This window comes from uncultured Aurantimicrobium sp. (genome assembly GCF_936931525.1).
Classification (GTDB): domain Bacteria; phylum Actinomycetota; class Actinomycetes; order Actinomycetales; family Microbacteriaceae; genus Aurantimicrobium.
Genome location: NZ_CAKZII010000009.1, coordinates 1 through 14,152 on the forward strand (window position 1 = coordinate 1; position 14,152 = coordinate 14,152).

The following is a 14,152-nucleotide window of genomic DNA, read 5'->3' on the forward strand; positions in this document are numbered from 1 at the left end:
GCCTTGAGGGAAAAGTTCTTCATACGAATAGTTTAGACAATAGTTTTACTCTTTTGTACCCATACGGGGGACAGAAAAGGGCCCTCCTGTAATCAGGAGAGCCCTTAACTCTGTTCGAGTGTTACGTGTGACTAAGCAGTCGCACCGTTCGACTCGTAGCTGGTGTTGGTCGACTCGAAGAAGTTGACCAACTGCAGAGTGTCGTTGGCGGTAGCCATCCACTTTGCAGGGTTCGAGACCTTGTACTCTGCTTCGAAGCCGAGCTCCTCGAGACGACGGTCAGCCAAGTACTTCACGTACTGGTTGATGTAGTTCGAGTTCAGGCCCAGGATGCCGTTGGGGAGGAGGTCGCGGTTGTATTCCGACTCCATCTCCACTGCATCGAGGATCATCTGCTTGATCTCTGCTGCGAACTCTTCGGTCTGCAGGTCTGGGTTTTCTTCCAGAACGGTGAGGATCAAGTTGATACCGAACTTGAGGTGAAGGGACTCGTCGCGAACAACCCAGTCCATCAGCGAACCGAAGTTACGCAGCAGGTTGCGCTGGCGGAAGCTGAGAGCAACCATGAAGCCTGAGTAGAACCAGATGCCCTCGAGGATGACGTTGTAAGCAACGAGGTTGCGAACGAAGTCCTTCTTGCCCTCGGTGGTGGTGATGTCGAGAGTCTGCTCGGTCATGCGCTTGATGAAGCCCACTTCGAACTCTTCCTTGCGAGCCATGGAAGGCACCTTGACGTGAGAGCTGTAAGCAACCTCACGGTCAATGGGGAAGGTTTCGAGGACGTACTCGAAGCTCATGCAGTGGTTTGCTTCTTCCCACATCTGCTTTGCGAGGTAGAGGTGAGCCTCTGGAGCGTTCACGTAGGGGTACACGCCGAAAGCGAGTGCCTTGTTCACGAGAAGCTCGTTGGGGTTGAAGTAGCTCATCAAGAAGGTGATGGCGTGACGTTCTTCGTCACTCATCTTCTTGAAGTCAGCGATGTCTTCGCCGAGCTGGATTTCGTTGGGGAACCAGGTGTTAGCTACAGCCTGGTCGTAAAGGTCCATTGCCCACTTGTACTTGACAGGCTTGAGCATGAGTCCTTCTTGAACTCCGGTACCGAGAATACCCATGGTGTTTCTCCTTTAGTCGTCTAAATATGTGTGGTGATCTGTTGTTTCCCGCGGGGGTTGATCCGGGTGGATCAGTGGGGTGCGGCGGGGTTGTTACAGATGGTGCTGGTGTTGCAGGGGTGTCTGTGGTTCAGGGTGGCCCTGCCTACTGGCAGGAGTCACACTGAAGTTCGTCCATTGGGTCGACGGGAACGAAGTACTCGTCTACTGAAGTGGTGTAGTTCATTAGTTGCCACCTCCCGAGCCGAATCCGAAGCCCTTACGAGCTGGAGCTGCTACTGCTGGTTCTGCCTCAGCTACTGCTGAAACAGCGTGAGGTTCTGGGTTGGAACCCGAGCCACTGCCGAAGCCGAAGCCCTTCTTGGGTGCGCCCGAACCACCAGCGTTGATGTCTTCCGACTTGTTCACCTTCACAGTGGACTGCTCCGCGGTGTGGCGAGGCTTCATGTGTAGGTAGTAAGTGGTCTTCACGCCACGGTTCCATGCTTCGGAGTAGATCTCCATCATTTCGCCGAGGTCGCGAGTTTCCAGGTACATGTTGCGGCTGATGGCCTGGTCGATCCACTTCTGTGCACGCGCAGCAACTTCAATGAAGGAGAAGGGCGAGAGCTGGAAGCTGGTCTTGTAGACAGCCTTGATGTGGTCAGGAATCTGAGGCAGAGACTGAACATCACCCTGGCTACGCAGCAGGTCTTCACGGACGGTCTCCCAGAGACCGAGCTCCTGAAGGTCAAGAACCAGGTTGCGGTTGACCTCAAGGAACTTGCCCGAGCTGGTTGCACGGCTGAAGATCTGTGAGAACTGTGGGTCCAGACCAGGAGTGGTTCCGGCAACAAGACCGATGGACGCAGTTGGTGCGATCGCCATCAGGGTTGCGTTGCGGATACCGTTCTTGACCTTGGCGCGCAGTGCATCCCAGTCGAGGGTGGTGTTGCGGTTGACAGTGATGGGGACACCACGGTCTGCTTCGGTCAGGTCAATGCTGTCGAAGGGCACGAGACCCTGAGACCAACGGCTGCCTTCGAAGTTGGAGTAGGCACCACGCTCTTGAGCCAGCTCTGCCGAAGCCTCAATGGCTGCGTAGGAGATGTGCTCGGTGATGACGTCGATGAGGTCATAGGCCTCTTCGGACTCGTAGGAGTAGCCCAGGCGCTCCACGATGTCGGTGAAGCCCATGAGGCCCAGACCGATTGCGCGGTTTTCCTTGTTGGAGAAGTCAGCTTCTTGAACCGAAGAACGAGTGATGTCGATCAGGTTGTCGAGCTGGCGAACAGCAAGCTTGGCGCTTTCTGCGAGCTTGGCGTAGTCAACCTTGTTGTCGTCAGTGAGGTGACGAGAGAGGTTGATCGAAGCCAGGTTACAAACCGAAACGTTGTCTTCGTCCTGAGGCAGCGTGATTTCGGTGCAGAGGTTCGAGGAGTGGATGGTGCCGGTGTTGTTGTTGAGGGCACGCAGGTTGATGGTGTCCTTCCAGGTCAACCAGGGGTGGCTGGTGGACTGGAGGGAGATCAGGATCTGCTTGAACTGCTCGCGGGCACCGATCTTCTTGTAGAGGTTGATGCGACCAGCTTCTGCTTCAGCTACGTAGTGGCTGTAACGCTCAGAGAATGCCTTGCCGTAGAGCTCGTTGAGGTCGGTGACCTCGAGTGGGTCGAAGAGGTACCAGTCTTCGTCGTTCTGCACGCGCTTCATGAACTCGTCGGAGATCCAGACAGCGGTGTTGGCGGTACGGGTACGACGGTAGGGGTCACCAGAGTTCTGACGGAGGTCAAGGAACTCGGGGAAGTCCATGTGCCAGTTCTCCATGTAGAAGCACATTGCACCGAACTTCTTGCCACCACGGCTGACCGCACGAAGGATCGAGTCCAGGGTGTGCATGAAGGGGATAGGACCGGTCGAGGTGGTGTTGTTCGAGCGGATAGGCGAACCCTGAGCGCGAAGCTTGGTTACCGAGAGACCGATACCACCGGTGCCCTTGGTCAGCCACATGACGTCGCGAGTGGTCTTCGCAATGTGCTCCATGTCGTCCTGCATTTCGAGAACGAAGCAGTTTGCGAGCTGTGGGTAGATGGTTCCGGCGTTGACCAGAGTTGAACCTGCTGCGAGGTACTCGAGCTGGCTCATCTTGTTGTAGAACTTGATCGCGTGCTCGGTGGGGTTCTTCTCGTTCAGAGACAGACCCATGGAGATACGCATCCAGAAGTACTGAGGAACCTCAAGTGGGTCACCGTTACGGCCCTTGATGGCATAACGGTTGTTGAGGGTGACGACACCGATGTACTTGAGCAGGTCATCGTGGCCGGGGTCAATCTCTGCAGCAAGTGCGTCGAGGTCGAAGAGTTCAGCCAGGCGTGGGTCGAGCAGACCTTCTTCAACACCGCGCTTCATGTTCTCGGCAAAGTGTTCGCGGTGCAGCTTCTTCAGCTGTTCAGGGGTAGAGAAGTCACCCAGTACGCGCTTGTAGATGGTCTTGAGCAGAAGACGAGCAGCAACCACGTCGAATGCAGGGTCATCCTTGACGTTCTGCAGTGCAACCTGGATGACAGCTTCATCGAGCTGCTGAGTGGTAATTCCGTCAAACAGCGTGATTTCGAGCTCGGTGGCAATCTGGGTCACCCACGCAATGTTGTCGTGGAGGCCATGTGTTGCCTCTTCGATCGCCATGTTGATCTTGTTGGCGTCATACTGCTCGCGCTGTCCGTTGCGCTTAACGACGGTGATTCCCACGTCTGTCTCTTTCTTCGGTGTTTTCTGCTCTTCGTGCTTCACCACTATATACGGGGTGATTCCAGATTCTCTATCCCTACATGTTGTGGGCGTGTCATCCCCAGTTGTGGATAAGTTTTCCTCGTTTGTGCACATATCAACACCCCTTTTTGCTCTTTTTTGACCGAAATCCATCATCTGAGAACCCACGGACACTGAGCTGAGGTCAAAAACGCCCAGATAGAGTGGAGAAGTTGTGAAAACTTACATTGAACTACTCCGGGTTAAAGGCGTAACCCGTATTTTGGTGTCGCAACTTTTGGCCAGATTCCCTCACGGAATGCTCTCCATCGCCTTTTTGATCCACGTTGAGCAGGTTCACCACTCTTTTGCCGCTGCCGGTTTGGTTGTGGGAGCGATCAGCTTGGGTGAAGCTATTGCTGGCCCCATCAGTTCGCGCCTGATGGCGCGCTGGGGCATTCGCCCCCTGCTGGGCGGCATGGGTCTCGTTTCTGTGATCACGCTCTCCTCGATGGCGATCTTCCCGCTGTCTGTTCCGGTACTGGTTGTGCTGGGCTTCATCGGTGGCTGTGCATTCCCACCCATTCAGCCTGCCGTGCGCACCATCTACCCCAAGCTGGTTCCTAACCGCCTGCTTACTCCCCTGTTTTCTCTCGATGCCTCAGCGCAAGAAATCATCTGGATTGTCGGCCCCGTCCTCACCACCTTCATCGCCATGCAGGTGGGCAGCATGGAAGCTGTCTTGGCTGCGATGGCATTCCTGGTTGGTGGCGGAATTTGGTTCATTACCTCGCCCTCCGTCGGGCAGGTTCGCATCCCACGCAGCAAGCGACGCCTGGGTGGCGTGCTCACTCGCCCACCGGTCATCATTTCCACCCTGCTGGGCTTGTCCTTGGTGGCCTGCTTCTCCGCTGTTGAAGCCGGCATCATTGGCCTGTTCGGCGAAGATGGGCCTGAAGCGGGCACCATCTTGGCTATCTATGCCGTGGGTTCCCTTGTTGGCGGTCTGGCCTGGGGCCACCGTGAAATAGCACCCTGGTCCATGACGCGCAGACTCCTTCTGGTGACCGCAGGTCTCGTTGGCGCCATGTTTGTCACCGACTTCTGGTGGCTTTCCGTGATGCTCTTCATTTCTGGCCTCGGTGTTGCCCCTGCACTCACGGTGCTCTTTGCCAATGTGAGTGCCACCATGAAGTTCAGTGAAACCGCTGAGTCTTATGCCTGGATCGGCAGCGGTCAGCTGATTGGTGCCGGTATTGGTTCCGCCGTTGCCGGTCTGTGTATTGACCACTACGGTGCACAAACGGCAATCGTGGCAGCAGCAATCTTCTCGCTGATTACCGCACTAGGTGCACTCGTCACCTATAAGTGGAGCCCCGACCTCCGTGGAGGCCACGGTGCTCCGCTGCCAGATACTGGCCCCGTGGAAACAATCAGCTAGATAAAAGCAGTTCTAGAGCGCGAGCGCTGCCCGACGGAATGCTTCCGTCAGGATCTCTGGGCTGGTGCCCATGTTCACGCGGATGTGGCCTTCGCCACCGGGGCCAAATGTGTGGCCGCTGTTGAATGCAACCTTGCCTTTTTCAAGGAACACCTGAGCAGGGTCTTCGCCGAGGTTCAAAGGGCGGCAGTCAATCCATGCCAAATAGGTGGAGTGAACAGGGGTGTAAAGAGCACCGGGGAGGAAGTTGTCCACGAGTTCGGTCACTAGGTGACGATTGCGGTCGATGTCCTTCACCACATCTGCGAGCCACTCATCGCCGCCTTGGAACGCAGCCATGTGTGCAATCGAACCGAGGTGACTAGGAGATTCGTAGCCCGAGTTGCGAATGGTCTCGAGTAATTCGGATGAATTCTCGTTGGCCTGAATAATGGCGCTCTTGAGTCCTGCCAAGTTATAGGACTTAGACGCACTAGTGACGACAACTGCGTCAGCAGCCTCAGGGATGGCCAAAATAGAAACAAAGTCATACCCAGGCATGGTCAACGGTGCATGAATCTCGTCGGAGAGAATGCGAATACCGTGCTTATTAGCCAGAGTTGCCAGCATGGTCAGTTCTTCGCGAGTGTGAACAGCACCACCGGGGTTGTGGGGGTTGCTAATGAGAACCATGCCACCTTTGCCCATGGCTGCTGCCTCTGAGAATGCCTTTTCCAAGGATTCTGGATCGAGACGACCACCTGCAGTTAAGGGGGCGTTCACGAGGGTGCGGCCTGTGCCGGCCACAATCATGGCGAAGGGGTAGTAGACCGGAGGCGTCAACACTATTGGTGCGCCAGGTTCTGTGGCAGCCCTGATGACCGTATCGAGCCCCCGAATGACGTCAATCACTGGCAGTGCATAGGCAGGATCAATGACTAGGTTCCAGTGGCGAAGCGCATACTCCGCAAAAATATCTCCACACCCATTACCAACCGCATAGCCGGTGTCTCCATCGCGCATGGCTTTGTTCACTGCATCAATAACTGCAGGCGCAATGGGGACATCCATCTCAGCAACCCAGAGAGGTAACACCTCCGGACCGTAGTGCTGCCATTTTGCAGATGTGCGCTTGCGAAGCTGTTCGAGAGAGTAGGTAGTGAAGGGGGTGCTCATATTTTCAGCCTAGGGCTGGAGCCGAGAAATATTCCATTGGCCGTCCGAGATGTCATACCTAATTCGGTCGTGGAAACGCATGGAACGTCCCTGCCAGAACTCGATGGCGTGGGGAATCACACGGAACCCACCCCAGTGCTCAGGCCTGGGAACAACCGTGTCATCGGGGAACTGTGCTTCCAGCTCAGCGAGTTGTTTATCCAGATCCTCGCGTGAGGCAATCGGTGCCGACTGGTCACTTGCTGCCGAGGCAAGCTGAGCACCCTTGGGCCGGCGATTCCAGTAGAGGTCGCTGACTTCTTTGACGGTGGGCTTGGCTTCACCATAAACAATGACCTGGCGCTTGAGTCCATACCAAGGAAAGAGCAAGGAGATGCTGGGGTTGTTCAGTAGCGCCTTGCCCTTGCGGGAGGTGTAGTTGGTGACAAACTCAAAGCCGGTCTCATCCAGGCCCTTGAGCAATACAGTGCGTGAGCTCACCGCACCATCGGGATCGATGGTGCTAGTGACCATGGCGTTGGGTTCAAACACCTCGTCATCCTCAGCTTGCTTAAGCCACTGGGCAAACTGGTCCAACGGATTGGGCATCGCAATCGACTCGTCGAAGGGAACAGTGCCGTAGTCGGTGTGACGGGAGAGGGATTCCATCATTAAGCCTTGGGCTTGAGTTCGCCGCGGATGAGCTTGTGCTGAGCAGCCTGGGCAACGGGGCGAATGGTGATCATGTCCATATTCACGTGACCGGGAAGTTCGACAGCGTGAACGATGGCTTCGGCAACGTCCTCCGCAACCAGAGGGTTCTTCACATCTGCATAGAGTGCCTCCACCTTGCTAGCGTCACCACCCAAGCGGTTGAGCGCGAACTCATCGGTCTTCACCATGCCGGGAGCAATCTCCAGAACACGGATGGGCTCGCCTGCAAGCTCGAGACGCAGCACGCCCACAACGCCGTGTGCTGCAAACTTGGCTGCGTTATATCCACCGCCGCCTTCGTAAGGAACGAAACCTGCAGTGGAGGTCACGGTCATAATGTCAGCGTGGCCATCTGCTGCTGCCTTGCGGAGCAAGGGAAGCAGCGCACTGGTCACGCGCTGAACACCAATGACATTGACGTCAAACATGCGCTTCCAGTCTTCGGGGTCACTGTCTTCAACAGAGGATGCTCCGAAGGCGCCACCAGCGTTGTTGACCAGGGCGTGAACTGGACCAGATTCTGCAAGGAAGTCACGCAGAGCGTCCACGTCTTCCTGCTTGGTCACATCCGCAACGAAGGTGCTGATGCCGGTCTCTGCGGCCAAGGCGGCAAGTCGATCAGCACGGCGGGCAACACCCACCACGCTCCAGCCATGCTGGGCGAAAAGACGTGCAGTGGCCTGACCAATACCGGAGCTCGCTCCAGTGATAACAACGCGACGAGTGCTCATAGAGCAAACCTATCGCGGGAGTAAAGAAGTTGTTTAGCCTGCGCGGCGGCGACGCAAGACTGCATCGAGGTCAAGCTGAGCTGACTCGGTCTCTCCCACAACGCCCATGCCAGCAAGACGTGCGGTGACGCTGTCTGCAACAGGTGCCTGGACAGGTGTGGCAGGAACAGAACGGCGCAGGTTCTCAAGACCCGCCTGGTCCATGCTCATGCGTTCAACCAGTGCTGACTCTTGAGCGTTCTGACGCATACGGTCAGCTGCTAGCTGAGACTGCACAACAGCTTGAGCCAAGGTGCCCTCAGAGAGGTGAAGCGGGCGAGGAAGAGCGGTGGGGGTCCAGGTGCGCTGGGCAGGAGCTGCCTTGAAGTAACCCTGATCGAAGACCTCGGAAGCAAAGCGGTTGGTGTTCGCTGTTGCAACTTCTGCAGGAGTACTCGCCGAGACGACTACTTCCTGGATCACGAGAGCAAGAGCAAACGAGATGCAGGAGATAGCAAGGATCTCCCAGCTACCACCGGTTGCCAACACAACAGCGCCGGTGACAATTCCTGCGATAGTGGCCAGTAAGAAGAGGGCGCTTGCCAAACGATTACGGCGAGCGCGGTGTGCAGCAGTTACTGCAGCATCGTCATAGCCCACGGCACGGCCAGCAGCCTGGCGAACCTGAGCTCGAGCGGCAGCTTCTGCCTGGCGCAGAACACGCTTTTGTTCAATCACGGCGCGTGCGGATGCTTCCACGCGAATCTCCTCGGGAACGTCAGTAGTTTCAGCCAGCGCACGGATGGTTTGCTGCATGCGCACGGCATTGCGCTCGGTCGCATCGAAGTTGCGACGGCGCAGGTAGGTCGGAATCAAATACACAACCCAGAGGGCAGCTGCAATAGCGAAAACTATGCCGCCACCAAACATTCCACCACTCATGTTTCTAAGTTACGAGTGAAAGAGGCCGTTGGCCTTTAAGGCGTGGGTGTGTTGTTTTCCCTGTGGTTATCCCGTTACAAACCCAGCGCGTCATAGTCAGCGGCAGGAACCATGCTGACATCTGCCGGAACGTGTCCCGACTGCCATCTGCTGAGCACACCAGCGGGCACTTCTTCTTGCGTGAGAGCATAAGCAAAGTGGTCGCGCCAATCGCCATTGATATGGATATAGCGGCGACGAAGACCTTCATAGCGGAAGCCCAGCTTCTCCACGATGCGCAGCGAAGCGGCGTTCTCGGGGCGAATGCAGATCTCCATCCGGTGAAGCCCCAGGCTCTTGAGGCAATAGTCGGTGGCCAGTGCCACAGCAGTGGGCGTCACACCCTTGCCCGCCACACGTTCTGCCACCCAGTAGCCCAGCTGGGCAGAGGAGAGCGATCCATACACAATGCCGGAGACGTTGAGTTGACCGATCAGTTCGCCGTCGTATTCGATGGCGAACGGCAACCCTGAACCCGCCTTGGCATGTGCAATGAGGTTCTTGATGCCTGCCTTGGTATCAAAGCTGACAAAGGTTTGGGGCGCTGTTGCTTCCCACTGGCGCAGCCACGAACGATTACGCATGAGCTCTTCTTCGAGCTTCTTGGCATCCCGTGGTTTGATCCCACGGATGCTCACGCGGCCCTCGGTCAGGGTCGGAATGATGGCGGCCATGCCCACCAGCCTAACGAAGCCAGTCAGCTGCCGTGACTGCCAATTAGACTGGGGACATGCCTGAAGATCTCGTTGCCGCCAAGCAGGCTTTGCGTGCCGAGATTCGTGAGCGTCGTCGTGCGATGAGTGAACATGAACGCGCTGCTGACACCCTGGCCATCACGGAACACTTGAAGCACCTTGTTGCTGCCCGGGGCGTGAAGAAGCTGTCATGCTATCTCTCCACCACTTCAGAACCTGAAACGCGACCTTTCCTGACCTGGGCCTATGAGAACAACATCGAAGTTCTCTTACCGGTCACCCGCGATGACGGTCTTCTTGACTGGGCCATTGCTAATGACACCCCCGATGAGAACATCGGAATGTTTGGTTTGCCCGAGCCCACAGGTGAACTCTTAGGCCCCATCGCGATTAATGGCGTGGACCTCATTATTGTTCCGGCGTCTGCCGTGGATAAGAAAGGTGTGCGCATGGGCTGGGGTCGTGGCTACTTCGACAAGACCCTGGGCTCGATGGGCAAGCGTCCCCCTGTTTATGCCATTGTCTTTGATGGTGAATACGTTGATTCACTCCCCCGCGAAGTGCATGACCAGCCGGTGACCGGCGTGGTCACCCCTTCTGCCCTGATCACTTTCTAACCCGCACCAATCAAGCACCACGGAGATCTTGTGCCCACCTATTCCTACCGCTGCACTGAATGCGACAACGCCTTTGACATTCAGCAGGCCCTCAGCGATGACTCTCTGACCGAATGCCCTGCGTGCAAGGGCAAGCTGCGCAAGTTGTTCAACACCGTGGGTGTGACCTTCAACGGTTCTGGTTTCTACCGCACCGATTCACGCAAGAGCTCAGGTGGAGAATCAAAGTCCTCGAGCTCGTCTAGCTCTTCCTAGAAGAGAACTATCCCCAGTGGGGTGGCTTGTCGCGCTTGAGCTGCTCATCATTGCTCAAACTGCGTTCTGCCCAGTCTTCGCCTGATTCTTCAACAGGTGCATCAACAAAGCTGGGATCAGCCGTGACCCCCTCCGGCTGCCACTGAACACGACGGTTCTTGCGTGCTGCGGGGGTTGACGAAGAGTCAGACTTGTCAGCCATTACTGCTCAGGCAGATCAATCGGTTCAGTAACGGCGTCAGGTTCAATGGAGCGTGGCGCTTCTGCAACAACTTCGGTGACAGTCACTGTTTCTTCAAACAGGTCTTCAACAACAATGTTGCCGTCAACTTCCTCAATGACCAGAGTCTCGGTGATCTCGACAGAAACTACTTCTTCCACGATCTCGTTCTCGATGACCTCTTCGATGACGACCGTTGCGGCAGCTGCGGCAACAGGAATCTCGATGGGTCCCGTCTGGAAGTCATCTTCCGTGGGCTCGATGCCAATGAGTGCAGCAATACGAGTTGCTACTGCTTCAGGATCTGCAAAGAGCTCGAAGGCGTGAATGCGGATGTAGTGCCAGCCGAGGCGGCGCAGCATCTCAGGACGCAGACGCAGTGATTCACGCAGGCTGCCACGAGCCAGCACTGCGTCAGTCTCCACAGCAACAGCACGTCCTTGATAGGACGCTGCCAGTGCAATCTCTCCAGCGTGGTTGAGCGAGACGCGAAGACCACGACGCTCCAAGCGCTTGGCCAAGTCAACCAGCATGGGTTCAGGTGCATCGGTGTTCTCTGGACGCGTGTGAGGCTTCTCGGTCTCTGAGAGAACTTCCGCCAGGGCACGCATACCGTCAGAGAGGCGACTCTCGTCGATGTCTCCGGGACGGAAGCACGACACAATTTCCATCGAACGACGAGCACGTGTCATACCCACAGCAAGCAGACGCTCACCACCAGGAAGCGCTAACGCACCAAAGTCAGAGAGCAAGCGACCATGGGGGGTGCGACCATACCCAATAGAGAAGATGACGCGGTCGCGGCTTTGTGCGACAGCCTGCTCGAGGGTCATCACGGCGAAAGATTCGGGCCGATCTTCGAGGATGAACTCAGCTAGATCAGCACGGCGAGCAAAAGCAGAAAGAACTGACTGCTCAACACGAACTGCGTGCTTGGGGCTTGCCGTGATCACCATGAGCGATTCGGTGGGGCGCTCAGCAGCGTGCTCGAGCACGAGCTCAACAACGCGAGAAACCTCAGCATCCACGCTCTCCACAGCACCGGTTGCCGAGTCAGGCATGCCGGAGCCATCTGCGATGTAGTGCAAGCGCAGACTCGAGTGACCGAGGAATGTTCCTGCCCAGGGCAGAGAGGAAATCTTGCCGCCATAGAAGCGACGGTTGACCACATCAGCCAGGTCTTCGCCACCAGCACGGTAGCTCTGGGTGAGTGTGCGAGAAGGAAGGATGCCGCTGAACTGCGCCAAGGCAGACTTGCTGTGCCACGCATCTGCGTCGGTCACTGCAGGCAGTGGGTTTTCAAATTCACCCATGCCCGTTTCAAAGCGAGAAGGTGTCTGAGTGACAGGGTCACCAAAGACCACGACAGATGCACCGCGGCGAATAGCTCCCGCGTTTTCAGCAACAGTCGTGGCACCAGCATCAACCAGGAACACAGCATCAAAAGAAACTGAATCAGGAATGAGGTGTGCCTCATAAGGCGAGCAGAGCCAGACCGGTGCAATCGACTTCGCCAGTCGTGGCGCAAGTGAGATGAATTCATCAGGGCTGAGGGAATCAGCTCGCAAGCTCTGTCGCAGACGCTCGGCCTCATCGGGGAGGTCAACCAGTCCGATCTTCCACAGCTCTGCCAAACGGGCTGCGAGCAGTCCGCCATTGGCAGAGGCGTGAGCTTCATCGACAAGGCGGAAGTCCGACTCCAGACGATCCAAGATGGAGGTGTTTGCGCTGAGCAATGCCTTGTCGTTGGTGAGCATGCCCTCGAGCACAGACTGCCACCAGGCCAACTCGAGTTCGTCAGCGACTTCTTCTTCCGGAACGTGGCGTGAAGAGAGGTCAGCCAGAAGAACATCCAGATCAAGTTCACGCAAGTGAGCCAGCAATGAAGTGCGCTCTTGCAGGTTGTGTAGCACTTCAGACTCGGCAGCAAGACCCGAGACCTTATTTGTCAGGGTTGCAATAGGAAGTTTGGCAAAGGAGTTATCGGTGCCAGCAAGGCTCAGTGCCACATCCAACACTGCAAGGTCAGCCATGACCTTGTCGTAGTTCGCCAGCAAGTCGGCAACACCAACAGGAACCTCAGGAACAGCACCGGCCACGACGTAACGCTGCCAGAGCACACGCTGCTGCTGAATCTCGGTGAGAGCTTCGTGCATGTCTGCCACGTTTGCACCGGGGCGAACGTATTCAAAAGCAAGCTTCTTCAGACGACGACGGTCGCCACCGCTCATGCCGCTGCCGCGACCGGAGGTCGCGGTGATCAGCTCAGTGAGCGGACGGTCATAGACCGAGGGAAGGAACTTATCCAACGTCTCTCGGATGTCGACCAGGAGCTGTAAGTAGATACCGAGTTCTTCGAGGTTTTCGAAGGGACGCATCTTGGTGCGGCTAAAGACTTCTTCAGCACGTTCCAACAACTTGGGCAGCTCGGTGGTGTGCAGGCGCTTAGCCTGCTCGTGAGCAGCAGTGGTTTCCTCAGGTGTGGGGAAGTTTGCTCCATACCAAGGAGAGTCATCGGGGCCGTATCGGAATTCACCAAGGGCGGCAGCCTTGATCAGGCTGGCAGCTGCCTGGGGGCGAGAGTTCGCCAAGCCTTCGATGGCACGGCGAGGCAAACGAGCCGTGGTCGAAGGCGGGGTGGGCAGCAAGCTGAGGTGGGAAAGTTCTTCAAGTGCGTCGAGTACGGATACGCCGAGAACTTCGTCCTTGCGGGTGAGAGAGCCGCGGTAGTCGAGGAGTACCTTGCGCAAGCGAAGCAACGCGTCATCCACGTCAGAGACGTTGGGGCGCGTGGCCTTTTCGTTGCGCAAGATGGCGTTGATCAAATCGCGACGCAAAGTACGAGGAGAAACTGTGAGACCGTCGAGGCCAACCTGCCCCAGGCGGTGCACGACAGAGTCAAGGCTCGAGCGACGAGCACCCACAACCAGTACGCGCTTGTGAGCACCGGTGAGCACACCAATCGCGTTCACGATGGTCTGGGTTCCACCAGTTCCAGGCAGGGTCTTCACAACCAGTGAGTTACCGGCAGCGATTTCAGCGACGATGTTCTCTTGCTCGCCATCGGCGTCCAAAAGGAGTGTGTCTGTTGCCGGTGGACGCTCGTCCTGGCCCACCACGACAGCATCCTTGTGCTCGTTAGTCAGGCGTGTACGTGCGGTGACGTTCCCGGCAAGCGCATCCAAGATGGGGTGTGCCAGATCCTGAACATCTGCCACCATCGCAGCGGAGAGGTCAGAGAAGCTAGAAGCAACCAGGCGAGGTTCGACCTCGAAGTTGCTGAGATGTTGCGTCAAACCACGCAGACGCTCAATCACCGGGAGGGGGTTGAACATGCCATCGAGGTTGGCCAGTGCCACGAACGAGTCAGCATCGAGAGCAATCCCAAGCTGGCTTTCTAACGCACGAGCGAGCTGAGGGTTCAGGAAAGGCTGACCGCTGAGTTTGAGCTCAAAGTCTTTGCCATAGCGACGCAGAGACATAGGGCGCAGCAACACTGGGCCGCAGTAGTCGCGGTCTTGGAAAGTCCACTGAGCAATGCCGAGC

Annotated in this window: 12 protein-coding genes; 3 read left to right on the forward strand and 9 right to left on the reverse strand. The window is 56.7% G+C overall.

The genetic code is table 11. The features are described from left to right. Positions 1–131: 131 nt before the first annotated feature. On the reverse strand, positions 132–1,112 hold the full coding sequence (locus Q0362_RS00305; protein ID WP_110234317.1) for a ribonucleotide-diphosphate reductase subunit beta: 981 nt from the start codon (positions 1,110–1,112) through the stop codon (positions 132–134). A 225-nt stretch (positions 1,113–1,337) separates the two neighbouring features. Beyond that, positions 1,338–3,839: a ribonucleoside-diphosphate reductase subunit alpha gene (locus tag Q0362_RS00310; protein WP_298118476.1), complete on the reverse strand. Its 2,502-nt coding sequence runs from the start codon at positions 3,837–3,839 to the stop codon at positions 1,338–1,340. A 235-nt stretch (positions 3,840–4,074) separates the two neighbouring features. On the opposite strand from Q0362_RS00310, the gene Q0362_RS00315 reads away from it, so the two are divergent. Further along, positions 4,075–5,280: an MFS transporter gene (locus Q0362_RS00315; RefSeq protein WP_298118446.1), complete on the forward strand. Its 1,206-nt coding sequence runs from the start codon at positions 4,075–4,077 to the stop codon at positions 5,278–5,280. A gap of 12 nt (positions 5,281–5,292) precedes the next feature. Here the strand turns inward: Q0362_RS00315 and Q0362_RS00320 are convergent, their stop codons facing one another. From Q0362_RS00320 to Q0362_RS00340, 5 genes are all read right to left on the reverse strand, one after another. Further along, complete coding sequence (locus Q0362_RS00320) at positions 5,293–6,435, reverse strand: MalY/PatB family protein (protein ID WP_298118449.1); 1,143 nt, start codon at positions 6,433–6,435, stop codon at positions 5,293–5,295. Between the two features lie 9 nt (positions 6,436–6,444). Beyond that, entirely contained in the window at positions 6,445–7,083 is a 639-nt protein-coding gene (gene pdxH / locus Q0362_RS00325; protein WP_298118451.1) for a pyridoxamine 5'-phosphate oxidase, read from the reverse strand. A 2-nt stretch (positions 7,084–7,085) separates the two neighbouring features. After that, the gene (locus Q0362_RS00330) at positions 7,086–7,859 is read right to left on the reverse strand and encodes an SDR family oxidoreductase (RefSeq protein WP_298118453.1); all 774 of its coding nucleotides are present in this window, start codon (positions 7,857–7,859) and stop codon (positions 7,086–7,088) included. A gap of 33 nt (positions 7,860–7,892) precedes the next feature. Beyond that, on the reverse strand, positions 7,893–8,780 hold the full coding sequence (locus Q0362_RS00335; protein WP_298118456.1) for a hypothetical protein: 888 nt from the start codon (positions 8,778–8,780) through the stop codon (positions 7,893–7,895). A gap of 74 nt (positions 8,781–8,854) precedes the next feature. Next, positions 8,855–9,493 (reverse strand): GNAT family N-acetyltransferase, encoded by a 639-nt coding sequence (locus tag Q0362_RS00340; RefSeq protein WP_298118459.1) that lies wholly within the window; start codon positions 9,491–9,493, stop codon positions 8,855–8,857. 56 nt (positions 9,494–9,549) lie between these two features. On the opposite strand from Q0362_RS00340, the gene Q0362_RS00345 reads away from it, so the two are divergent. Both Q0362_RS00345 and Q0362_RS00350 read left to right on the forward strand, forming a co-directional pair. Next, positions 9,550–10,131: a 5-formyltetrahydrofolate cyclo-ligase gene (locus Q0362_RS00345; protein ID WP_298118462.1), complete on the forward strand. Its 582-nt coding sequence runs from the start codon at positions 9,550–9,552 to the stop codon at positions 10,129–10,131. A gap of 30 nt (positions 10,132–10,161) precedes the next feature. Beyond that, complete coding sequence (locus Q0362_RS00350) at positions 10,162–10,386, forward strand: FmdB family zinc ribbon protein (RefSeq protein WP_298118465.1); 225 nt, start codon at positions 10,162–10,164, stop codon at positions 10,384–10,386. Positions 10,387–10,393: 7 nt separating this feature from the next. Here Q0362_RS00350 and Q0362_RS00355 read toward each other — a convergent pair whose 3' ends face one another. After that, entirely contained in the window at positions 10,394–10,588 is a 195-nt protein-coding gene (locus tag Q0362_RS00355) for a hypothetical protein (RefSeq protein ID WP_298118468.1), read from the reverse strand. Continuing rightward, positions 10,588–14,152 (reverse strand): AAA family ATPase (locus Q0362_RS00360; RefSeq protein ID WP_298118472.1); only part of this gene is annotated, 3,565 nt, incomplete at its 5' end. The genes Q0362_RS00360 and Q0362_RS00355, both read right to left, overlap by 1 nt.

Coding starts and splice junctions, on each gene's coding strand:
- Q0362_RS00305 (WP_110234317.1), bottom strand. CDS start 1,112: ATGGGTATTCTCGGTACCGGAGTTCAAGAAGGACTCATGCTCAAGCCT.
- Q0362_RS00320 (WP_298118449.1), bottom strand. CDS start 6,435: ATGAGCACCCCCTTCACTACCTACTCTCTCGAACAGCTTCGCAAGCGC.
- pdxH (WP_298118451.1), bottom strand. CDS start 7,083: ATGGAATCCCTCTCCCGTCACACCGACTACGGCACTGTTCCCTTCGAC.
- Q0362_RS00330 (WP_298118453.1), bottom strand. CDS start 7,859: ATGAGCACTCGTCGCGTTGTTATCACTGGAGCGAGCTCCGGTATTGGT.
- Q0362_RS00335 (WP_298118456.1), bottom strand. CDS start 8,780: ATGAGTGGTGGAATGTTTGGTGGCGGCATAGTTTTCGCTATTGCAGCT.
- Q0362_RS00340 (WP_298118459.1), bottom strand. CDS start 9,493: ATGGCCGCCATCATTCCGACCCTGACCGAGGGCCGCGTGAGCATCCGT.
- Q0362_RS00345 (WP_298118462.1), top strand. CDS start 9,550: ATGCCTGAAGATCTCGTTGCCGCCAAGCAGGCTTTGCGTGCCGAGATT.
- Q0362_RS00355 (WP_298118468.1), bottom strand. CDS start 10,588: ATGGCTGACAAGTCTGACTCTTCGTCAACCCCCGCAGCACGCAAGAAC.